The following is a 21,061-nucleotide window of genomic DNA, read 5'->3' on the forward strand; positions in this document are numbered from 1 at the left end:
GACGGAGAAACGACAATGATCGTTCGCGACTTCAACGAACTGAAAAACACCGACCGCGCCGTGGCCGATGCCGACTGGACCAGCGTGCGGATGCTGCTGGCCGATGACAAGATGGGCTTCAGCTTTCACATCACCACGCTGAAGGCCGGGTCGGACCATACCTTCCACTACAAGCACCATTTCGAGAGCGTCTACTGCATCTCGGGCAATGGCCATATCACTGAGCTCGACAATGGCACCCGCCACGAGATCAAGCCCGGCGTGATGTATGCGCTGAACCTGCATGACCATCACCGCCTCGTTGCGGGCGACGAAGACCTCGTCATGGCCTGCTGCTTCAACCCGCCGGTGACCGGCAAGGAAGTGCACCGCGAGGATGGCTCCTACGCGCCGGCCGAGGAACTCGAAAATTCGTAAGGGGGCCAATATGACCCAACCTGCCCATACCGTCGAAAAGATCGGTGGCACCTCGATGAGCCGCGTCGATGAGCTGCTCGACACGCTGTTCATCGGGGACCGCAAAGGCGCTGATCTTTACAACCGCATCTTCGTCGTCTCGGCCTTCGGTGGCATCACCAACCTGCTGCTCGAACATAAGAAGTCGGGCGAGGCGGGGGTCTATGCGCAATTCGCCAAGGCCGATAGCGAGCATGGCTGGCACGAGGCGCTCAGCCGCGTCTCGGCGGCGATGATCGAGGCCCATGAGAAAGTGCTCGAGCATCCGGGCGATGTGGCCCAGGCCACCGAATTCGTGCGCGAGCGCATCGAGGGCGCACGCAACTGCCTAATCGACCTGCAGCGGCTGTGCTCTTACGGGCATTTCCGCCTCTCCGAGCATATGCTGCAAATCCGCGAGTTGCTGTCGGGTCTGGGCGAGGCGCATTCGGCCTTCGTCACCACGCTCCTGCTGCAGCGCAATGGCGTGAATGCGCGGCTCGTGGACCTGTCGGGCTGGCGCGACGAGACCGATCACGACCTCGAAGGCCGGATCCTGGGGGCGATGAAAGACGTCGATCCCGCAACCGAGATGCCGATCGTGACGGGCTATGCGCAATGCGCCGAAGGGTTGATGCGGGAATTCGACCGTGGCTATTCCGAGGTGACCTTCTCGAAGCTCGCGGCCCTCACCGGCGCGCGCGAAGCGATCATCCACAAGGAATTCCACCTGTCCTCGGCCGATCCGAAGCTGGTGGGCGAGGGCCGCGTGCGCAAGCTCGGTCACACGAACTATGACGTGGCCGACCAGATGTCGAACATGGGCATGGAGGCGATCCACCCGAAAGCCGCCAAGACCCTGCGCCAGGCCGATGTGCCGCTGCGCGTGACCAACGCCTTCGATCCGGGCGATCCGGGCACGCTGATCGACGACAAGCCCGCCGAACAGGCCGCCGTCGAGATGGTGACCGGGCTCGAGATCATCGCGCTCGAGGTGTTCGAACAGGATATGGTCGGGGTGAAGGGCTATGACGCGGCAATCCTTGAGGTGCTGACGCGCCATGACGTGCGCATCATTTCGAAGGCGTCGAACGCGAACACGATCACCCATTACGTCGATGCCCCGATCGAGGTGCTGCAAAAGGTCGAGAAAGACCTCAACAAGCTCTACCCCTCGGCCGAGATCTCGGCGCGGATGCTGGCGATGGCCTCGGTCATCGGGCGCGATCTGAAGGGGCTCTCGGTGCTGACCCGGGGCCTGCAGGCGATCGCCAATGCCGGCATGGAAAGCCTTGGCGCCACGCAGGGTCCGCGCAATGTGGATGTGCAATTCGTGCTCGAACGCGACGATCTGAAGCCCGTCATCAAGGCGCTTCACGGAGAGTTCATCCCGTCGCGAGTTGACCTGAAACAGGCCGCCTGAGCGCCCAAAACCCAATGATCGTTGAAAGCCCGTGCGGAACCCCGCGCGGGCTTATTTCATTGAGTCTGCGACAAGCCGCCACAGTGCGACAAGGTGAACCACGACCCCGCGGTTGCCGTAGTTAACGGCAAGTCTAGCTGGCCCCTCAATCAAAGCAGAAACGCGGACGGACATGAGTATTTTCGACATACCGACACTCGATCTGGCGCGGGCGCAATTCGCCTTCGTCGTATCGGCACATATCGTTTTCCCGGCCTTCTCGATCGGCACGGCGAGCTTCCTCATGGTGCTCGAAGCCTTGCGGATGATCACCGGCAAAGAGGTCTATCTGAGGGTCTTCGAGTTCTGGAAACACATCTTTGCAGTGGTCTTCGGGATGGGCGTCGTCTCGGGCGTCGTGATGTCCTACGAGTTCGGCCTGAACTTCGCGCATTTCGCGGATAAGGCGGGGCCGGTGATCGGGCCGCTGATGGGCTACGAGGTGATGACGGCCTTCTTCCTCGAGGCGGGTTTCCTCGGGATCATGCTGTTCGGGCGCAACCGGGTGAACAGGTGGATCTACATGTTCGCGGTGGTGATGGTGGCCTTTGGCACGCTGCTCTCGGCCTTCTGGATCCTCTCGGTCAACAGCTGGATGCAGACGCCCGCAGGTTTTGCGATGAACGATGTCGGCCAGTTCATTCCGAAGGACTGGTGGGAGATCATCTTCAACCCCTCGCTGCCCTATCGCTTCGTGCATATGGTGCTGGCGGCCTACCTGACCACCGCGCTCGTCGTGGCCGGCGTGGGCGCGTGGCATCATATCAAGGGCACGGCGGATGACGCGGTACGCACGATGTTCCGCATGGCGGTGGCGATGATCCTCGTGACCGCGCCGATCCAGATCCTTGCCGGCGACCAGCACGGGCTCAACACGCTCGAGCATCAACCCGCGAAGATAGCCGCGATGGAAGGTCACTGGGAGACGAGCAAGGGCGCGGGGCTGATCCTCTTCGGCATTCCGAACGACAAGACCGAGACCACCGATTACAAGATCGAGATCCCCTATGCCTCGTCGCTGATCCTGACCCACTCGCTCGATGGCGAGGTGCCTGGTCTGGGCGATTTCCTGAAGGATGAGCGCCCGCCGATGACGATCGTGTTCTTCACGTTCCGGATCATGGTGGGGCTTGGTTTCGCCTTTGCCGGGATCGGCTTCTGGGGCGCCTGGCTGATGTGGCGGAAGCGCCTGCACGCGCCGGGGCTCTATCACAAGGTGGCGCTGGTCTTCGCGCCGGGCGGCTTCCTCGCGATCATCATGGGCTGGTTCACCACCGAATTCGGCCGCCAGCCCTACACGGTCTACGGCCATTTCACGACGGCTGAATCGGTATCGAACCTCAGCCACACGGCGGCCTGGGCGGGGCTGATCGGCTTCGTGCTGGTCTACGCCTTCCTCTTCGGCTCGGGGATCTTCTACCTCGGGCGGCTGATGAAGCGCGGCCCCGAGGGCGCCGAGCCCGTCGAGAACACGCCGCAGCGCGCGGCCGGCGTGGCGGGCGCGATGCTCGCCAAGGATGTCACCACTGATAAATCGGAGGCCCACGCATGAGCGGCTTCGCCCACTACCTGCCCGATATCTGGGCCGCGATCATCGCCTTTGCCATCATGACCTATGTCGTGCTCGACGGGTTCGACCTTGGCATCGGCATCCTCTTCCCCTTCCTCGGCTCGGACGAGAACCGGACCCGCGCGATGAATTCGGTCGCGCCGGTCTGGGACGGCAACGAGACCTGGCTCGTGATGGGCGGCGGCGGTCTGCTTGCCGTTTTCCCGCTGGCCTATGGGGTGATCCTGAACGCGCTCTACGTGCCGATTATCATCATGCTGCTGGCCTTGGCCTTCCGCGGCGTGGCCTTCGAGTTCCGCGGCAAGACCCGGCGCTGGAAGCCGCTCTGGGACAAGGCCTTCTTCGGCGGCTCGCTGGTGGCGACACTGGCGCAGGGCGCGATCCTCGGGGGCCTGCTGCGTGGTCCCGAGGTGACCGGGCGCACCTTCACCGGCGGACCGCTCGACTGGGTGAGCTTCTTCTCGCTGGGCACGGCGCTGGCGCTGGTCGCGGGCTACATCATGCTGGGCGCGGCCTGGCTGGTGATCAAGACCTCGCATGACCTTTACGACCGTGCGCGTCGGGTTGGCGAGTGGTCGCTGATCATCACGCTGGGCTTCATCGGGCTGGCCTCGCTCGCCACGCCCTTCCTGCATCCGGAGTATTTCCAGCGCTGGTTCGCCTGGCCGGGGATCATCCTGAGCGCGGTGGTGCCGCTGCTGCTGCTCGCGGCGGGTTACGGCTACTGGAAGGGGATCCGTTCGGACCGGGGCGTGATGGCTTATCTCTCGGGGATCGCGATCTTCGTGCTGTGTTTCGCGGGGCTGGGCCTCTCGATCTTCCCCTATATCGTGCCGATGTCGATCACGATCCGCGAGGCCGCGACGCCGCCGATTTCGCAGGGTTTCATCCTCGTTGGCGCGGTGATCTTCCTGCCGATCATCCTCGCTTACACGGCCTATGCCTATTATGTCTTCCGCGGGAAGACCTCGGAGCATGAGCATCACTACTGAGACGACCCGGACCGACCGGCGAGCGGGGCGAGGCGATGCGTCCTGCTTACCGGAACAGAGCCTTTCCCTCTGATCTGTACCTCCGGCCGGTCTGGCCTGCGCGCGTCCTTCGGGGCGCGCGCTTTTTTTGCCGGACGGATCAGGCGAGACAGATCAGGCGAGACAGATCAGGCGAGACAGATCAGGCGGGGCAGGGGGCCGGGCGGCGGCTGTCGAGCCAGGCAATGCCGAGGAACGCGAGACCCGCAACGGCCAGCCCCGCGCCGACATAGCCCGTCGCTTCCCAGCCATAGCCCTTCGCCAGAGCGATCCCCGCAAGGAACGGCCCGATCGCATTGGCGAGGTTGAAGGCGGCGTGGTTGAGGGCGGCGGCCAGCGTCTGCGCCTCGCCCGCGACCTCCATCAGGCGCACCTGCATCGGGATCACCATCCCGGCGGTCGAGCCGAGTGCCACCATCGCAACCGACATCGCCACCCAATTGCCGATGGTCAGCGTATAGAGCAGCACCATCACGATCATCCCACAAAGCAGGATGAAACCCGCGCCAAATCGCGACCAGTCCGAGAGCTTGCCCGCGATCATGTTGCCGATCGTTCCGCCCACCCCAAAGGCCGAAAGCGCGACCGGGATCGTCCAGTCAGGTCCGGCATGGGTGTCGATCATCGCCGCCGACAGGTAGGAATAGACCGCGAAGATGCCGCCGAAGCCGACCGATCCGACCAGCAGCGTCAGCCAGACCGAGCGGTTGGCCAGCGCGCCAAGCTCGCGCATCGGGCTTGCGTTCGGATCACGCGGGGTGACGGGGGCCACGCGCCAGATCATCGCGGCCGAAGCCCCGCAGATCACCGCGACGATGGCAAAGCCCCAGCGCCAGCCGAAATTCTGCCCGATCGCGCCCGCGAGCGGCACGCCTACCACATTCGCGATCGTTAGCCCGGTGATCACCCAAGCAACGCCCTGCGCGCGTTTGCCCTTGGGCATCAGATCGGCAGCGAACAGCATTGCCATCCCGAAATAGGCGCCATGCGGCAAGCCAGAGGCAAAGCGCGCAATCATGAAAGCCTCCATGTTCGGGGCAAATCCCGCGAGCAGGTTCGCCACCGCATAGAACCCCATCAGCCCGATCAGAAACTGCTTGCGCGGGATCTTGGCGCCCACTACCGCGAGAACCGGCGCACCAATGACCACGCCAAGCGCATAGGCCGAGATCGCATGGCCCGCTTGCGCCTCGCTCACCCCGAACTCGGCGGCGTAATAGGGCAAGAGCCCCATCGACGCGAACTCGATCACGCCGATACCGAAGGTGCCGAGGGCCAGCGACAGGATCACGGCCCGCGCGTGGCGGGGTTCGAGGGTCATGGGAGGTCTCCGGAAGGTCGAATATATCGAAGGTATCAAGCCCGCGATCTAGGCTCATGCCGCGGAGCGGCAAGAGGGCGCGGCGTCATTTCCCGTAATAGTCGCGGAACCACGCCACGAATTTCGCGATCCCGTCGCGCACATCCGTTTGCGGTCGATACCCCGTCAGACGTTGCAGCAGCGAGGCATCCGCCCAGGTTGCGGGCACGTCGCCTTTTTGCATCTCCATGTAATTGCGGATCGCGGGGCGGCCGAGTTCCGCCTCGAGTGCATCGACGAAATCCAACAGCTTCACCTTGTCCGAATTGCCGATATTGACGATCCGGTAAGGGGCCACGGGCGAGAGGCTGTCGCCCTCGGGGATGTCTTCGCGCGAGGCGGGGCGTTCGGGCGCCGCGTCGATCAGCAGGCGGATGCCGCGCACGAGATCTTCGACATAGGTGAAGTCGCGATACATCTCGCCGTGATTGTAGATGTCGATCGGGCGCCCATCGAGGATCGCATCGGTGAATTTGAACAGCGCCATGTCGGGCCGCCCCCAGGGGCCGTAAACGGTGAAGAAGCGGAACATGGTGGTGGGGATATTCCACAGATGGGCGTAGGAATGGCCCATCGCCTCGGTCGCCTTCTTCGTCGCGGCATAGATCGTCAGCTGCGTGTCGGCCTTGTCGGTCTCGGCATAGGGCATGTCCTCGTTCGCACCGTAAACCGACGAGGTCGAGGCCATCAGAAGGTGCTGCACCTCATGGCGGCGCGCGGCCTCCATCACGTTGAAGGTGCCGACGACATTCGCGTCGATATAGGCGCGGGGCTGTTCGAGGCTGTAGCGCACGCCCGCCTGGGCTGCGAGATGGACGATGATCTCGGGTTTGAAGTCGTCGGCCATCGCGTCAAAGGTCTCGAGATCCTCGAGCATCCCTTCGGTCACGGTGAAATTCGGGTTTTGCAGCAGCATCGCGTGGCGGCGCTTTTTCAGGGCGACATCGTAATAGTCGGTCATCCCGTCATAGCCATGCACCCGGAAGCCCTCGTCGAGCAGCAGCTTCGCCAGATGGTAGCCGATGAAGCCGGCGGTGCCGGTGATCAGGATGCGCGTCATGTCTGCTGCCCTTCGCTTCACTTGCCCCGCAGTAGCGAGGGCCGGTGCGGAAGGTCAAGCGCCCATCCTTATTCCGCCGCGCCATAGGCAGCATAGCTGCCATAACGAAGCTCGGAACTGTCCTGCGCATAGCGGCGCATCTTGGCCATGTCGACCTGCGTCAGCACCAGCCCCGTCACGGGCCGGTGTACCGTCTCGAACATGCGCAGCGCTTCCTCGAGCTGTCCCTGCGTGGTGGCGTTCCAGCGCACCGCGAAGAGAACCGCATCGGCTGCCTGCGCCTGGATGCGGGCGTCGGGAACGATGAGTACCGGAGGCGTGTCGATGATGACATGGTCGTAATGGCGCCGGGCCTCCTCGAGGAAATGGCGATAGGCCGCAGAGGCGAAGAGATCGGCGCCATTGGCTGCGCTCTCCTCGCCGATCAACAGGGACAGCCCGCTTTCGGGATCGTTCTGCACAGCCTCGTCCAACTCCACTTGACCCGAGAGGACCGAGGCGAGCCCCGCCCCGCCTGCCAGGCCAGGAAAGTAGTCGCTCAGGGTGCGGCGGCGCAGATCTCCCTCGACGAGCAGGACCGCCTTGCCCGAGGCGGCGAGGTTCACCGCCAGCGCGATCGCCGTGGTGGTCTTTCCTTCGCCGGGCAATGCCGAGGTGGTCAGGATTACGCGCGGCGGCGCATCGACATTGGCGAGCATGAGCGAAGTGCGCAGGTTGCGCACTGCTTCCATCGCGGGTGCGCCGGGGGCGTCGAGCAGGAAGCGTAGCATCTCGGGGCGGGTGCGGGCGCGCAGTAGCGGGATCTGCCCCATTACCAGAGTGTCGCTTGCAGCCTCCAGCTCGCGCGCGGTGCGGAAGGCGGTGTTGCGCAATTCGCGGGCGGCGATGAGCGCGATCCCCACGACGATCCCGAGGGCCGCGGCAAGCCCGATCACCAGCCCCTTTCGCGGGCTCGCGGGGGCGTCGGGGATCACCGCTTGCGAGAGGATGCGCGCATCCGCCTGCTGGATGCCGTTTTGCGCCGAGGTCTCCTTGAGCCGATTGAGGAAGAATTCGTAGAGCATCCGGCTCGCCTCGGCTTCACGCGAGAGCTGTTGCAGCTCGATCATGTCCTCGCCCTGACGCGAGATCTGGCCCTGAAGCGCCACGTCCGAGGTTTCGAGCGCCGCGATCTGATCCTCGGCGCGCAGCAGGTCGGTTTCGGCCTGCGCGACAAGAGTGGTGAAACGGGCATCGAAAGCGGCCCGGTCGTCGGGCGCGATCCGATTGAGCGTGGGATCGGCGGCGGCGGCGCGCTTGTCCTCCGGGCTCGCGGCTTCGCTCAGCGCGCGCAGATAGGTTTCGCGGGCATCGCGTTCCTGCCGCATTCGGGTCAGCCGTTCGCGGATGTCCTTGAGTTGAACCTCGAGCGCAGCGAGGGCCGTGGGCGAGATCAGCGGGCTTTGGGTGTTGAAGGCCTTCACCCGCCCCTCGGCGGTCTCCAGTTCCTGTTTGAGTGTCCCGACCCGTTCGGTCAGCCAGCTCGTCGCGGTCTCCGTTGCCTCGAACTTCACCTCGATCTGGTTGCGGATGTAGAGGTTGGCGATCGTGTCCGCGATCCGCGCCGCCTTCGCGGGATCTTCCGAGGTGACGGCGATCTCGAAGACATAGCTGGAGGGCAGGTTGCGCACCTTCAGCGCCTCGATCAGCGCGGTCGTGGTCGCATCGCGGATTTGCTGCGCCGACGGGGCGGGCGGCGCGGAACGCAGGAGCGAGAGAGCCCGATCTAGAAGCGAGGGCGGTGCAAGGCGGGTGTTGAACTCGGGATCCTGCACCAGATCGAGCGTCCCGACGACCCGGTTGAGCAGGCCGCGCGAGCGCAGCACCTCGACCTCGCTGTTAAGCTCATCCGCATCGCCGCGAAGCCCGTCGACCACACCGTTGAAATCGACGACTTCGCTGCGATGCGTCTCGAGGATCACCGTCGCGCGCGCCACGTAGCTCGGGGTGGCGAGCATGGCGAGATAAAGCGCTGCCGCGGCCAGTGCGAGAATGAGCGTCACAAGGATCACCCGCCAGCCGCGCCCGAGCATCGTCAGCGTCACAAGCGGATCGACGGTCTCGGTCTCGAAGCGGGAGGGGCGGCTCGTTGAGCCGGAGGCGCGAGGCATCTGAAACTTCTTCAACGGGGTCTCCGCGCGGCAATGGATTCGAAAATGGCGCAACCAAAAACAGAAAATCAATCAGCGCCACAACTTATAGTTGACCGACTCGCAGAATTTCGCAATGGATAAACAACTTGTGAACGGAGCGATCGGGGACAGACCGCGCCGTGCACGGGTCTCGCTACCGTGGGGCAGGGGTGTTCTGGGCGAGGAGAGGCTGATGAGCACCTTCGATGTGCAAGGCTTCTATTCTCAGGATGCGATCCCGGTTCCGCCGGGGCTGGCCGCACCAGGCGGCTGGCGTCCTGTTTATTTCCGTAGTGGCAAACGTCTTTTCGACCTGATCGGCGTGCTCTTGCTCGCACCGGTGGCGTTGCCGCTGATCGGGCTGATCTGGCTCGCGGTGCGGCGCGACGGGGGAGCGGGGTTTTACGCCCACCCCCGGGTCGGGCGCGGCGGGCGGAGTTTCCGGTGCTGGAAGCTGCGCACAATGGTACCCGACGCCGAGGCGCGTCTGGAAGCCCATCTCGGGCAGGATCCGGCGGCGGCGGCGCAATGGCAAAACGCGCGCAAGCTCGACAACGATCCGCGCGTGACACGGTTGGGCCGTTTCCTGCGTACCTCAAGCCTCGATGAACTGCCCCAGCTCTGGAATGTGTGGCGCGGCGAGATGAGCCTCGTGGGGCCGCGCCCCGTGACGCATGAGGAGCTTGGGTTCTACGGCCGGTTCCGCCCCGTCTACGAGGTTCAGCGCCCTGGATTGACCGGGCTCTGGCAGGTCTCGGGGCGCAACGCGGTCTCCTACGAGGCACGGGTCGCCTTCGATGTCTGGTATTTCATGCGCTGCTCGCTGCTGCACGATCTGGGGATTTTGTTGCGCACGGTCGCGGTGGTGCTGGCGCGCACGGGGCAGTGAACGGGGCAGTGAGCGCGCCAGCGCAGGTCAAAAATATAAAAACGAATGAGGCAAGGGCAGATGCGGGATTGGAAAACGGAGTTGTGGCGGGGGCCGACGCTGGCCCTCGTTCTGATGCTGTCAGGCTGTGGCGTCGTCTATAACAAGAGTGCGGTCGTGCCGGGGCAAAGCGCGCAAGGTGATGTGACCGTGCGCGAGATCACCCCGCAAGCGGTGCTCGAGGCCAACGGCGCGGGCTATTCGCCGCGCGCGCTGCCCGCCTATTTCGTGCAAAGCGCGGGGAGCGAAGGGCTGCGGGGCGCGGGTGCAGCGCCCGCTCCAGCAATCGATCGGCCCGCGCGCCCGGTGCAGCTTGTGACGATCCTGCCGCCGCCGGTCACCTCCGACAGCTACCGGATCGGGGTTGGTGACGTGGTGCTGCTCGCCACGCCGAAGACCGGGTCGAGCGTCGAGGAACTCTCGGGGCTGCTCGCGGCGCAGAACGCGCGGCAGGGCTACACCGTGCAGGATGACGGCACGATTTCGATCCCCGGTATCGGGCGCGTCGAGATCTCGGGCATGACGATTGAGGAGGCTGAGGCTGCACTCTTCCGCCAGTTCCTCGACAAGAATGCGAACCCGAATTTCTCGGTCGAACTGGCGGAGTTCCACTCGCAGAAAGTGACCATCGGGGGCGCGGTCGCAGATCCCGGCGTGATCGCGATCGGTCTGAGCCCACTCTTTCTCGATGAGGCGCTGGCAGAGCGCGGCGGGTTGCGCGGCGCCGATCCCGATTATGCGCTGGTTCGGATCTTCCGCTCGGGCAAGCTTTACCAGATCCCGCTCGTCGATCTCTTCAAGCGCTCGGGTGCACAGAGAATCCGGCTCGCACCGGGCGACAGTGTTTTTGTTGGTTCGGAATACGATCTCGATAAGGCGGCAGCCTATTTCGAGCAGCAGCTCAAGCTTGGCGGGTTCCGGGAGAGCGAGACGAAGATGCTCGCGACGCAGATCGAGTTGCGCCGCGCCGCGTTGAAAGAGAAACGCGACAGCTTCGCCGCGCGGCTGGAGTTGGGCGCGGAGAAGCGTGACTATGTCTATATTGCGGGCGAACTGCCGAAACAGAGCCGCTATGCGCTCCCCTTCGGCCAGACCGCTTCGCTTGCCGATGCGTTGTTCGACGAGGCGGGCGGGATCTTCACTCAGACCGCCGACCCACGCCAGATCTACGTGCTGCGGGCCGCAGAGGAGCGCGAGTCGCGAGGGCAGGTCACCGCCTGGCATCTCGATGCGGGCAATGCGGCGGGGCTCTTGCTCGCGACCCGGTTCGAGCTGCGCCCGAATGACGTGGTCTTCGTCGCGGCGCAGAAGGTCACGCATTGGAGCAACGTGGTCAACGCGATCATGCCGCGGATGCTGAGCGCCTCGATCAGCAAGACGGCGGAGTGAGCGTGGCGGCGCGGTCGTCCCTCTCCCTCCCGGCGCCGATGAACTCGATCCGCGCGGATCTTGGCTGGTCGCTGCTGGGGCAGGGGATGTTCCTTCTGGCGCAGGCCGGGCTGGTCGTAGCGCTGGCGCGGCTGGCGCCGCTCGAAGATGTCGGGCGCTATGGCATCGCGGTGTCGCTGGCCTCGATCACCTTCCTCGCGGCGGGGCTGGGATTGCGCATGGGTCTTGCGACCGATCCCGAGGGTCGCGCGCGGTTCGGGGTGTATCTGGGTCTGCGCGGGCTGACGACGGGTGCAGCGCTGGCGGTGATCGCGGTGACGGCACTGGCGCTGGGTTTGCGCGATCCGGCACTGGGAATGATCCTGGCGATGGTGGCGTTGGCGCGCACAGCCGATGCGCTCAGCGATCTGAGCTATGGCGCCTTCCAGTCGGCAGGGCGGATGGACCCGGTCGCGCGCTCGCTCGTGCTGCGCGGCCTGGGAGGACTGTCCGTCTTTGTTGCGCTTCTTCTGGCGAGCGGGTCGGTGGCGTTGGCCGTCGCTGGGCAGGCGGCCGCTTGGGGCGCGGTGGCGCTGGGCCACGATTTGCCACAAGCCGCGCGCTTCGTTCGCATGCGTCCCGATTTCACACGCGCGCGGCTCTGGGCTTTGCTGCGCGAGGGCCGGGCGCTCGGCCTCGCGATGCTGCTGGGCGAGATCGGAACCGCCGCGCCGCGGTTGATCGTGGGGACGTTGCTGCCTCTGGCGCTCGCCGGGATCTATACGGCGGTCGGCTATGTGCTGGTGCTCGGCACTGCCTTCGCCGCGGCGCTGAGCCAGGCGATGGCGATGCGACTTGCCCGCGCGATAAGTGACGGGTCGGGCACGTTTGGCCCGATGGTGGCGCGCTTTGCCGGATCGCTCGCGGCACTGGGCATCGCGGCGCTGGTGATCGTTTCGCTCTTTGGCGGTCCGGTTCTCACCCTTGTCTTCGGGCCCTCCTTCGTGACCGAGACACGGCTGCTTACCCTCATGACTGCTGTTCTGGCGCTGCGCCTGCCGATTGCGGCGCTGCAAACCGGGCTTGTCGCTCAGCGCCGCTTTGCCTGCCTGGCGCGGCTCCGGTTCGGGGCGACGCTCGCAATTCTCGCAGGCACGGCGACGGGCGCGCAATTCGGCGGTCTCGACGGGGTGGCGCTTGCTCTTCTCGCCGTCTCGGCCGGGCAGTTGCCGCTACTCATCGTGCTGGTCCGGCCCGCCACCTCTCGCCAGCCAAAGGAGCCTGCCCATGTCTGACACTTTCTTTGCCGCGCGCCGCGCCGTGGCGATCCTCGACCCGGCGATCGCCACGCGCAATGCGGGCGACGAGATCATTTCGCAGGCCGCCCGCCACTGGATCCGACAGGCCCTGCCGGGGCATTTCCTGACGCATCTGCCGACGCATGAGCGCATGGGCATCCGCTCGCACCGGCTGATCCGGCAGGCCGACTACGCGATTGTCGGGGGGAGCAATCTGCTGACGTCGCGGCTGCTTTTTGATCGCGGTTGGAGGGTCGGGCTGCGCGACATGGTGCTGGTCAACAAGCTGGTGCTGCTTGCCGCAGGCTGGCGCGATTACGAGCGCCCGCCCAGTGCGATGACGGCGGCGATGCTACGGCGCTTGCTGTCGCGCGACGCGATCCATTCGGTGCGTGACAGTCATACCAAGGAGATGCTCGCGCAGGCCGGGATCGAGAATGTCGAGGTGACGGCTTGTGTCACGATGTGGGGGCTGGAGCCTGTACGTCTCTCGTGCATCCCGCAGGGTAAGGCCGAGGAAGTCGTCACGACGTTCACCATGCGAAAGCCGTCACCGGCTGATGCCCGTGTCTTCGATCTGCTCGCGCGCAGCTATCGCAAGGTTCATGTCTGGCCGCAGGGGATCGACGATCTCGACTATGTCGCGCAGCTCACGCAAGGCCGCGCCGAAATTCTCGCGCCCACGCTCGAGGCTTATGATGCACTTCTCGAAAGCGGGCAGGGGCTCGACTATGTCGGCAACCGGCTGCATGGCGGCATTCGGGCGCTGCAAAGGGGGCGGCGTGCGCTGATCCTGGCGATCGACAACCGCGCGGCCGAGATCGCCCGTGACACCGGCCTCCCGGTGATCGCGCGCGACGCGCCCGAGGAAGAGATTGCAGCGCGGATCGCGCAAGAGGCGCCGATGAAGGTCAAACTTCCCCGGACCGCCATCGCGCGCTGGCTCGACCAGTTTTCCCGCGCAGGCGTAATGCCAGCGACAGAATGGCAAGCGGGATCAGCGTCAGCACGATCTGTTGGGGCGCTCCCGTTCCCACCCCGCCCTTGAGGATCAGGATGCCGAGCGCGGGTGCAAGGACCGCGTCCCATGTCCGGCTGCGCACTTGGCCATAGGCGCTGTCGAAAAGTCCCGCGACCGCGCCTGAGAGCGCGGCGCCGAGAACCACCCCGATCCAGCCGAAATTCACGAACCAGTCGCCGATCACCGTGACCGGCCAGCCATTGACCTTGCCGGGCTCGTAGACCTGCCGGAACCAGCCGCCGACATTGAAGATCTCGCGCTCGGGCAGAATCTGGCGCGGCACCATGCCGAGAACCCCGTTACGGAAATCGGCGCCGTTGCGCAGTTCGTAGCGGCTGCCCGCATCCTTGATCGCGAGGCTGAGTGCGTCGAATTCCGCCAGATGCAGGGAGCTCGAGAGGCTGCGCGTCAGGCTGCGTTCGGAATAGGGCGTACCGGTGAGAGCTTCGAGCCGGGCCTCGCGCAGATTGCCCATTGCGAAAAGTGCCACGAACAGCACGGCCGCACCGATCAGCACGCGCATTGGCCGCAGCGGCGCGATCAGCACATGCCAGGACAGCGCGCCCGCGATCAGGATATAGGCGATGTTGCCGCGATTGCCCCAGGCAAAGCTCGCCCCCATCGCGATGAGCATCAGCGGCCCGTAGTAGATGAGGGCGGAGCGGCGGTGTGCTGTGCTCTCGGCGCGGCGGATTTCCTCGAGCAGACCGTAGAGGCTCAGCATCAGGCTGAGCACCGCGAGATGGAGAAAGAGGAAAAGGCCCGACATCTCGCGCGCGACCTTCACCCGGTAAAGGAAAGCGCCAAGCGATCCGGACTGGATCACGAACCCCGCCGTGATCACGCCTGAGAGCAACGCGAGTCCCGCCGCAAGCAGGCGTACCCGTGCGAGGTCGGGGGCGCTGACCGGACGTGGCAGCAGCGCCGTGCCGATGCGGGGCAGATAGGCGCGCATCGCCAGTGCGCAGAGGGTGAATAGCCCGATCCAGAGAACCGCGGCGAGCAACGCCGCCGCCGCATCGAGCGCCACATCGTCAAAGGCATTCGCCGGTTGCGGCACATCCAGACCGGTAAAGAGCATCATCGGGCGGATCAGGAGCAGAGCGCTCAGATAGAGGAGCATCGCCAGCGCGCTCAGCATGCCAGCGCGATAGAGCAAGGCCAGCCCCGCCAAAGCAGCGATCAGGGTCAAAGCATAAGCCGTCAGAGCGATCGGCAATGTGCGCCCTCCTTTTGGCCGCGGCTATGCCGGTAATCCTGTGGTGTGGCTCGACGAAATGCAACTATTGCGTGTGTGTGCCATCAGAAAACCCCCGCAACGGTTTGCTGCGGGGGCGTCTTGGTCTCTCAGTGGGGCTGCCTATCCCGCCGACAATGTGCCCAGATGGGCCGTCAGCGCGTCGAGGGCTTCGGGCGGCTGCTCGGTATCGCAGATGACCACGCCATAGATCCGTCCGACGAAACCGGCCATGCCGACCGCGAAGTTGCCGCTCATGTCCGGTGTCATGCTGATGCCGGTCGTGCTTGCGCTCAGCGCGCCGATACGCATCTGCGCCGCTCCGCCCGCGGTCGAGCTGACCAGCGAGAGCGGCCCCATCTGTGTCACCTGCGCGGGCAAGGTGACCGCAAGTCCGCGATTGCCCCACCAGGTCTTGACCACCTGTGGCGCATTGGCGTCGAGATAGATCATCGGCTGGCGACCCGAGCCATCTGTCGCCGCCGTGCCGTTGCGTAGTACCGGCGGGTAGCCGCTGGGATTGGACAGGACCGAGAAGGCCAGACCCACCGTCGCCTCGGTGGAGAAGGGCAGTTGCACCACGCTCAGCGCATCATCGATCCCGTCATATTCGAGCCAATGCGTCGTGCCATCGGTGCGATAGAGCGGGCGGCGGGCGTCGATGCTCTGGATCAGGTCGCGCCCGTGACCCGACTTGTCGCGCATCGCGCCGACCGGATCGCCATCGGCGAGCACCGGCACCGTCATTGCTGCGTCCTGGTACAGCGTCGCGCGATCGGCGGGCTCGTACCATGCGATCGGCGCGAGCGCGGCGGGCGACCAGCCCCCCGCGCGCCGTTGCCCCGCTAATGTTAACGTGTCGAAACCGAAGCCCAGCATCACACCACCGTTAGCGCGTGGATGCCCGTGGCCGTGGTGCCGGTGGCGAGCACTCGCTCGGCCCCGACCGGCAGGATCACGAAATCGGCGACCGTGACCGTGCGCGCATTGCCCTTCGCAGTGACGAAGCTCACCACGCCGCCGGTTTCGACATAGAGCGCCACCGCCACCGTCGGCAGGTCGGTCGCGTCATCGGGCGCCACGGGCACGATGTCGAGGGCCGGGCCCGAGAGGGAAGGCGCGCGGTTGTGGAAAGGATTGGTCATCGTCTGGCTCCGCTTCTGGATAAGGATTTCGGCGTCGCGGCAATCGTGCAAAGCGGGACTTAGAAAAGGGTTGGAGCTGCGTGCGCTGGTGCGCGCAACAGCCCGCGCGGCCTGTGCAGGCAGGAGTTGCAAGGCGTGAACAAACGCTCTATACGCCCCCGGTGGCCGCGAGGCCGCATCAGAATCAACCAAGAAAAGCCGTGTCCCTTCCGCACTCGCTTCGGGAAGGTGCTCCGGCAAGGAGAAGCGATATGAAACTCAACGAACTGCGCGACAATCCCGGCGCTGCCAAGAAACAAAAACGCGTTGCCCGCGGCCCCGGTTCGGGCAAGGGCAAGATGGCTGGCCGTGGTATCAAAGGTCAGAAGTCGCGTTCGGGTGTGGCCCTGAACGGCTACGAAGGCGGCCAGATGCCGCTCTACCGTCGTCTTCCGAAGCGTGGCTTCACCAAGCCGAACGCGAAGAAGTTCAACGTGGTGAACCTCGGCCAGATCGAGAAATTCATCGAAGCCGGCAAGCTCGACGCGAAGGCGGAGATCACCGAAGACGCGCTGGTCGCGGCCGGTGTCGTTCGCCGCAAGCTCGACGGCGTGCGCGTTCTCGCCAAGGGTGACATCAAGTCGAAAGTGACGCTCAACGTCACCGGCGCTTCGAAGTCGGCCATCGAGGCCATCGAGAAGGCTGGCGGCTCGATCACGGTGGCGCAGGCTGCTGAATAAGCTGTTGTGAGCGGGCTCCGGCCCGATTACATAGGCGAAGGTTTTCTAGGCGCCGCCGACCGGGAACCGGTTGGGCGGCGCTTTACATGAAAGAGACGAGCATATGGCATCTGCTGCAGAGCAAATGGCGGCGAACCTGAGCTGGGACGCCCTGGGCAAAGCCACCGAGCTGCGCCAGCGCATCTTCTTCACCATCGGTTTGCTGATCATCTACCGCCTCGGCACCTACATTCCGGTCCCGGGCATCGACGCGCAGGCGCTGCGCGAATTCATGCAAAGCGCGGGCTCTGGCCTGGGCGGCGTGCTGTCGATGTTCACCGGCGGCGCTCTGGGGCGCATGGGTGTCTTCGCGCTCGGCATCATGCCCTACATTTCCGCCTCGATCATCATCCAGCTTCTGACGGCCCTCGTGCCCGCGCTTGAGCAGATGAAGAAAGAAGGCGAGCAGGGCCGCAAGAAGATCAACCAGATCACGCGCTACTCGACCGTTGCGCTTGCGACCTTCCAGGCCTGGGGCCTGGCCGTGTCGCTCGAAAAGGGCGATCTCGCCCATGATCCGGGCCTGTTCTTCATTGCGGCCGTCGTGATCACGCTCGTCGGCGGCACGATGTTCCTGATGTGGCTGGGCGAGCAGATCACCGCGCGCGGCATCGGCAACGGCATCTCGCTGATCATCTTTGTCGGTATCGTCGCGGAAATCCCGGCAGCTCTCGCCCGCTTCCTCGAGCAGGGCCGTGCGGGTGCGATCTCGACCCCGGTGATCCTGGGCGTGATCGTGATGATCGCCGTGGTGATTACCTTCGTTGTGTTCATGGAGCGCGCACTGCGCAAGATCCATATCCAGTATCCGCGCCGCCAGGTGGGGATGAAGGTCTATGACGGTGGCTCGAGCCACCTGCCGATCAAGGTGAACCCGGCGGGCGTCATCCCGGCGATCTTCGCCTCCTCGCTGCTGCTGCTGCCGACGACGATCGCGACCTTCTCGGGCCAGAATACCGGCCCGGTGATGTCGACGATCCTCGCCTATTTCGGCCCCGGCCAGCCGCTCTACCTGCTGTTCTACGTCGCGATGATCGTCTTCTTCGCCTATTTCTACACGGCGAACGTCTCGTTCAAATCGGACGAGGTGGCAGACAACCTCAAGAGCCAGGGGGGCTTCGTTCCCGGTATCCGTCCCGGCAAGAAGACCGAGGATTACCTCGATTACGTCGTCAGCCGTGTGCTGGTCATCGGTGCGGCCTATCTTGCCGCGGTCTGCCTCCTGCCCGAGATCCTGCGTTCGCAGCTGTCGATCCCGTTTTATTTCGGCGGCACCTCGGTGCTGATCGTTGTGACCGTGTCGATGGACACGATCAACCAGATCCAGTCGCATCTTCTGGCCCATCAGTATGAAGGCCTGATCGAGCGCTCGCAGCTGCGGGGTCGTTCGAAGAAGAAGGGGCCGCGCAAGCCGCCCGCGCGCCGCTAAGCACGCTCAAGCGATTTCAGGAAGGAACCGATATGGCCAACATCATTCTTCTTGGCCCGCCGGGCGCCGGTAAAGGCACGCAGGCCCGCCGTCTCGTGGAAGAGCGCGGCATGGTCCAGCTCTCGACCGGTGACATGCTGCGCGAGGCGAAGGACTCGGGCACCGAGATGGGCAACCGCGTCGCAGAGGTGATGGCCAAGGGCCAGCTCGTGACCGACGAAATCGTGATCGGTCTGATCGAAGAGAAACTCGCCGGTGGCGGCGAGGGCTTCATCTTCGACGGCTTCCCCCGCACGCTGGCACAAGCCGACGCGCTTGGGGAGCTGCTCGCGAAGATGGGGGCCAAGCTCGACGCGGTGATCGAGATGCAGGTCGATGACGAGGCGCTCGTCTCGCGCATCACCGGTCGCTCGACCTGTGGCGGGTGCGGCGAGGTCTATCACGACGAAACCAAGCCCTGGCCCGCCGATGGCAAATGCGCCAAATGCGGCAGCACGGATGTCAAACGCCGTGCCGACGACAACGAGGACAGCCTGCGCACCCGTCTGATGGAGTACTACAAGAAGACCTCTCCGCTGATCGGTTACTACTACCACGCGGGCGATCTTTCGACCGTCGACGGCCTCGCCGAAATCGAGGACGTGGCGGGCGCGATCGCAGGAATTCTCGACGGCGTCTCGCAATCGTGAATCAAGTCTTGACCCGGAGGGCGTTTCCCTCTAGGTCACGGCGTCTCTTCTGAGAATCGTTTCCGCAAGGGGAAGATTCCCTGACGGGAAACAGTCGCGGGCCCGAAGCGCCAGTTTCGGGCCTTGTGTTGTGAAAAAAGGGCCTGGGGTTACGGGCTCGCAACGAAAGGATAAGCGCTTTGGCACGTATTGCTGGCGTCAACATTCCGACCGGGAAACGCGTCCCGATCGCACTCACCTACATCACCGGGATCGGTCCCCACTCGGCCAAGCAGATCTGCGAAGCCACCGGCATCGACCAGACCCGCCGCGTGAACGAGCTTTCGGACGCCGAAGTGCTCGCGATCCGCGAATACATCGACGCCAACCACACCGTCGAAGGCGACCTGCGCCGTGAAGTTCAGATGAACATCAAGCGCCTGATGGACCTCGGCTGCTACCGTGGCCTGCGTCATCGCCGCAACCTGCCCGTGCGCGGTCAGCGCACCCATACCAACGCCCGTACCCGCAAGGGCCCGGCCAAGCCGATCGCCGGCAAGAAGAAGTAAGGGGAGGCAGGAACAATGGCTCGTGATAAGGTTCGCGCTAAGCGCAAGGAACGCAAGAACATCGCCGCTGGCGTCGTTCATGTGAACTCCTCGTTCAACAACACCAAGATCCTGATCTCGGACGTGCAGGGCAATGCGATCTCGTGGTCGTCGGCTGGCACGATGGGCTTCAAGGGTTCGCGTAAGTCGACCCCCTATGCCGCCCAGATGGCTGCAGAAGATGCGGCCAAGAAGGCTCAGGAACACGGTCTGCGCACCGTGGACGTCGAAGTTCAGGGCCCCGGTTCGGGTCGTGAATCGGCGCTGCGCGCGCTGGCTGCTGTCGGTCTCACCGTCACCTCGATCCGTGACGTGACCCCGATCGCTCACAACGGCTGCCGCCCGCCGAAGCGTCGCCGCGTCTGATCTAGATTACGACGGTCGGGCCGTGCGGATTCTCCGCGCGGCCCTGCCGCATTTTTCGGTTTTATCCTCGGGCGTCCCCGACTTTGGGCATGGGTCTGGGACTGGTATGGAGGCAAACGCATGATCCACAAGAATTGGGCCGAACTCATCAAGCCGACGCAGCTTGAAATCAAGCCCGGCAACGACCCGCTGCGCCAGGCGACCATCGTCGCCGAACCGCTCGAGCGTGGCTTCGGCCTGACGCTCGGCAACGCGCTGCGCCGCGTGCTGCTCTCGTCGCTCCAGGGCGCCGCGATCACCAGCGTTCAGATCGACAACGTCCTGCACGAGTTCTCCTCGGTCGCCGGTGTGCGTGAAGACGTCACCGACATCGTGCTGAACCTCAAGGGCGTCGCGCTGCGCATGGATGTCGAAGGTCCGAAGCGTCTCTCGATCTCGGCCAAGGGCCCGGGTGTCGTGACCGCTGGCGACATCACCGAGACCGCCGGTATCGAGGTCCTGAACAAGGATCACGTGATCTGTCACCTTGACGATGGCGCCGACCTGTTCATGGAGCTGACCGTGAACACCGGCAAAGGCTACGTCGCCGCTGACAAGAACCGTCCCGAGGATGCGCCGATCGGCCTGATCCCGGTCGATGCGATCTACTCGCCGGTCAAGAAAGTCGCTTACGAAGTGCAACCGACCCGCGAAGGTCAGGTTCTCGACTATGACAAGCTGACCATGAAGGTCGAAACCGATGGTTCGATCTCGGCGGAAGACGCGGTGGCCTTCGCTGCCCGCATTCTCCAGGATCAGCTGTCGATCTTCGTGAACTTCGAAGAGCCGGAATCGGCTTCGAAGCAGGACGCGGACGACGGTCTCGAGTTCAACCCGCTTCTTCTGAAGAAAGTGGACGAGCTGGAGCTTTCGGTGCGTTCGGCGAACTGCCTGAAGAACGACAATATCGTCTACATCGGCGACCTGATCCAGAAGACCGAAGCCGAGATGCTCCGCACCCCGAACTTCGGCCGCAAGTCGCTCAACGAGATCAAGGAAGTGCTCTCGGGCATGGGCCTGCACCTCGGAATGGAAGTCGAGGATTGGCCGCCGGAGAACATCGAAGATCTGGCCAAGCGTTTCGAAGACCAGTTCTGATTGACGATT

Annotated in this window: 19 protein-coding genes and 1 pseudogene; 14 read left to right on the plus strand and 6 right to left on the minus strand. The window is 64.4% G+C overall.

Translation table 11 applies throughout. The features are described from left to right. The first annotated feature begins 15 nt into the window (after window positions 1–15). From TP2_RS10110 to cydB, 4 genes are all read left to right on the plus strand, one after another. Window positions 16–417 (plus strand): ectoine synthase, encoded by a 402-nt coding sequence (locus tag TP2_RS10110; protein ID WP_038076879.1) that lies wholly within the window; start codon window positions 16–18, stop codon window positions 415–417. Between the two features lie 10 nt (window positions 418–427). After that, window positions 428–1,858: an aspartate kinase gene (locus TP2_RS10115; protein WP_038076884.1), complete on the plus strand. Its 1,431-nt coding sequence runs from the start codon at window positions 428–430 to the stop codon at window positions 1,856–1,858. Between the two features lie 172 nt (window positions 1,859–2,030). After that, window positions 2,031–3,449 (plus strand): cytochrome ubiquinol oxidase subunit I, encoded by a 1,419-nt coding sequence (locus TP2_RS10120; protein WP_051692460.1) that lies wholly within the window; start codon window positions 2,031–2,033, stop codon window positions 3,447–3,449. After that, window positions 3,446–4,459 carry a cytochrome d ubiquinol oxidase subunit II gene (gene cydB / locus TP2_RS10125; protein WP_038076887.1) on the plus strand — a complete coding sequence of 338 codons (1,014 nt, stop codon included), beginning with the start codon at window positions 3,446–3,448 and terminating at the stop codon, window positions 4,457–4,459. The genes TP2_RS10120 and cydB overlap by 4 nt, the downstream gene beginning before the upstream one ends. A gap of 181 nt (window positions 4,460–4,640) precedes the next feature. On the opposite strand, the gene TP2_RS10130 is transcribed toward cydB, so the two are convergent. From TP2_RS10130 to TP2_RS10140, 3 genes are all read right to left on the minus strand, one after another. Then, window positions 4,641–5,819 carry an MFS transporter gene (locus TP2_RS10130; RefSeq protein WP_038076888.1) on the minus strand — a complete coding sequence of 393 codons (1,179 nt, stop codon included), beginning with the start codon at window positions 5,817–5,819 and terminating at the stop codon, window positions 4,641–4,643. An 85-nt stretch (window positions 5,820–5,904) separates the two neighbouring features. After that, on the minus strand, window positions 5,905–6,918 hold the full coding sequence (locus TP2_RS10135; RefSeq protein ID WP_038076891.1) for an NAD-dependent epimerase/dehydratase family protein: 1,014 nt from the start codon (window positions 6,916–6,918) through the stop codon (window positions 5,905–5,907). 68 nt (window positions 6,919–6,986) lie between these two features. Beyond that, window positions 6,987–9,068: a polysaccharide biosynthesis tyrosine autokinase gene (locus tag TP2_RS10140; protein ID WP_038076893.1), complete on the minus strand. Its 2,082-nt coding sequence runs from the start codon at window positions 9,066–9,068 to the stop codon at window positions 6,987–6,989. 214 nt (window positions 9,069–9,282) lie between these two features. Between TP2_RS10140 and TP2_RS10145 the strand changes: the two genes are divergently transcribed. The 4 genes from TP2_RS10145 to TP2_RS18880 are packed head-to-tail and all read left to right on the plus strand — an operon-like array spanning window position 9,283 to window position 13,731. Further along, complete coding sequence (locus TP2_RS10145; RefSeq protein WP_084714154.1) at window positions 9,283–9,978, plus strand: sugar transferase; 696 nt, start codon at window positions 9,283–9,285, stop codon at window positions 9,976–9,978. 60 nt (window positions 9,979–10,038) lie between these two features. After that, window positions 10,039–11,406, plus strand: coding sequence for a polysaccharide biosynthesis/export family protein (locus tag TP2_RS10150; protein WP_206198337.1), 1,368 nt, complete (start codon window positions 10,039–10,041; stop codon window positions 11,404–11,406). A 38-nt stretch (window positions 11,407–11,444) separates the two neighbouring features. Continuing rightward, window positions 11,445–12,680: a lipopolysaccharide biosynthesis protein gene (locus TP2_RS10155; RefSeq protein WP_206198338.1), complete on the plus strand. Its 1,236-nt coding sequence runs from the start codon at window positions 11,445–11,447 to the stop codon at window positions 12,678–12,680. Beyond that, window positions 12,673–13,731, plus strand: a complete 1,059-nt coding sequence (locus tag TP2_RS18880) for a polysaccharide pyruvyl transferase family protein (protein WP_084714157.1) — start codon at window positions 12,673–12,675, stop codon at window positions 13,729–13,731. The genes TP2_RS10155 and TP2_RS18880 overlap by 8 nt, the downstream gene beginning before the upstream one ends. A gap of 16 nt (window positions 13,732–13,747) precedes the next feature. On the opposite strand, the pseudogene TP2_RS18885 reads toward TP2_RS18880, so the two are convergent. The 3 genes and pseudogenes from TP2_RS18885 to TP2_RS10175 form a co-directional block, all read right to left on the minus strand. After that, a pseudogene (locus TP2_RS18885) lies at window positions 13,748–14,845 on the minus strand (O-antigen polymerase); the annotation flags it as partial. 219 nt (window positions 14,846–15,064) lie between these two features. Then, window positions 15,065–15,820, minus strand: coding sequence for a hypothetical protein (locus tag TP2_RS10170; protein WP_157617097.1), 756 nt, complete (start codon window positions 15,818–15,820; stop codon window positions 15,065–15,067). Next, window positions 15,820–16,086 (minus strand): spike base protein, RCAP_Rcc01079 family, encoded by a 267-nt coding sequence (locus TP2_RS10175; RefSeq protein WP_038076906.1) that lies wholly within the window; start codon window positions 16,084–16,086, stop codon window positions 15,820–15,822. Before TP2_RS10175 ends, TP2_RS10170 begins: the two co-directional genes overlap by 1 nt. A gap of 251 nt (window positions 16,087–16,337) precedes the next feature. On the opposite strand from TP2_RS10175, the gene rplO reads away from it, so the two are divergent. The 6 genes from rplO (at window position 16,338) to TP2_RS10205 (ending at window position 21,052) form a co-directional block, all read left to right on the plus strand. After that, a complete protein-coding gene (rplO, locus tag TP2_RS10180; protein ID WP_038076907.1) occupies window positions 16,338–16,805 on the plus strand; it encodes a 50S ribosomal protein L15 in 468 nt (155 codons plus the stop codon). A gap of 103 nt (window positions 16,806–16,908) precedes the next feature. Continuing rightward, complete coding sequence (gene secY, locus TP2_RS10185; RefSeq protein WP_038076909.1) at window positions 16,909–18,273, plus strand: preprotein translocase subunit SecY; 1,365 nt, start codon at window positions 16,909–16,911, stop codon at window positions 18,271–18,273. A 32-nt stretch (window positions 18,274–18,305) separates the two neighbouring features. After that, window positions 18,306–18,962, plus strand: coding sequence for an adenylate kinase (locus tag TP2_RS10190; RefSeq protein ID WP_038076911.1), 657 nt, complete (start codon window positions 18,306–18,308; stop codon window positions 18,960–18,962). 179 nt (window positions 18,963–19,141) lie between these two features. Next, the gene (rpsM, locus tag TP2_RS10195) at window positions 19,142–19,510 is read left to right on the plus strand and encodes a 30S ribosomal protein S13 (RefSeq protein ID WP_038076913.1); all 369 of its coding nucleotides are present in this window, start codon (window positions 19,142–19,144) and stop codon (window positions 19,508–19,510) included. A 15-nt stretch (window positions 19,511–19,525) separates the two neighbouring features. Continuing rightward, window positions 19,526–19,915, plus strand: coding sequence for a 30S ribosomal protein S11 (rpsK, locus tag TP2_RS10200; protein ID WP_038076914.1), 390 nt, complete (start codon window positions 19,526–19,528; stop codon window positions 19,913–19,915). A 120-nt stretch (window positions 19,916–20,035) separates the two neighbouring features. Then, entirely contained in the window at window positions 20,036–21,052 is a 1,017-nt protein-coding gene (locus TP2_RS10205) for a DNA-directed RNA polymerase subunit alpha (RefSeq protein WP_038076916.1), read from the plus strand. Window positions 21,053–21,061 lie beyond the last annotated feature (9 nt).

It is taken from the genome of Thioclava pacifica DSM 10166, from assembly GCF_000714535.1.
In the GTDB taxonomy this organism is placed as follows: domain Bacteria; phylum Pseudomonadota; class Alphaproteobacteria; order Rhodobacterales; family Rhodobacteraceae; genus Thioclava; species Thioclava pacifica.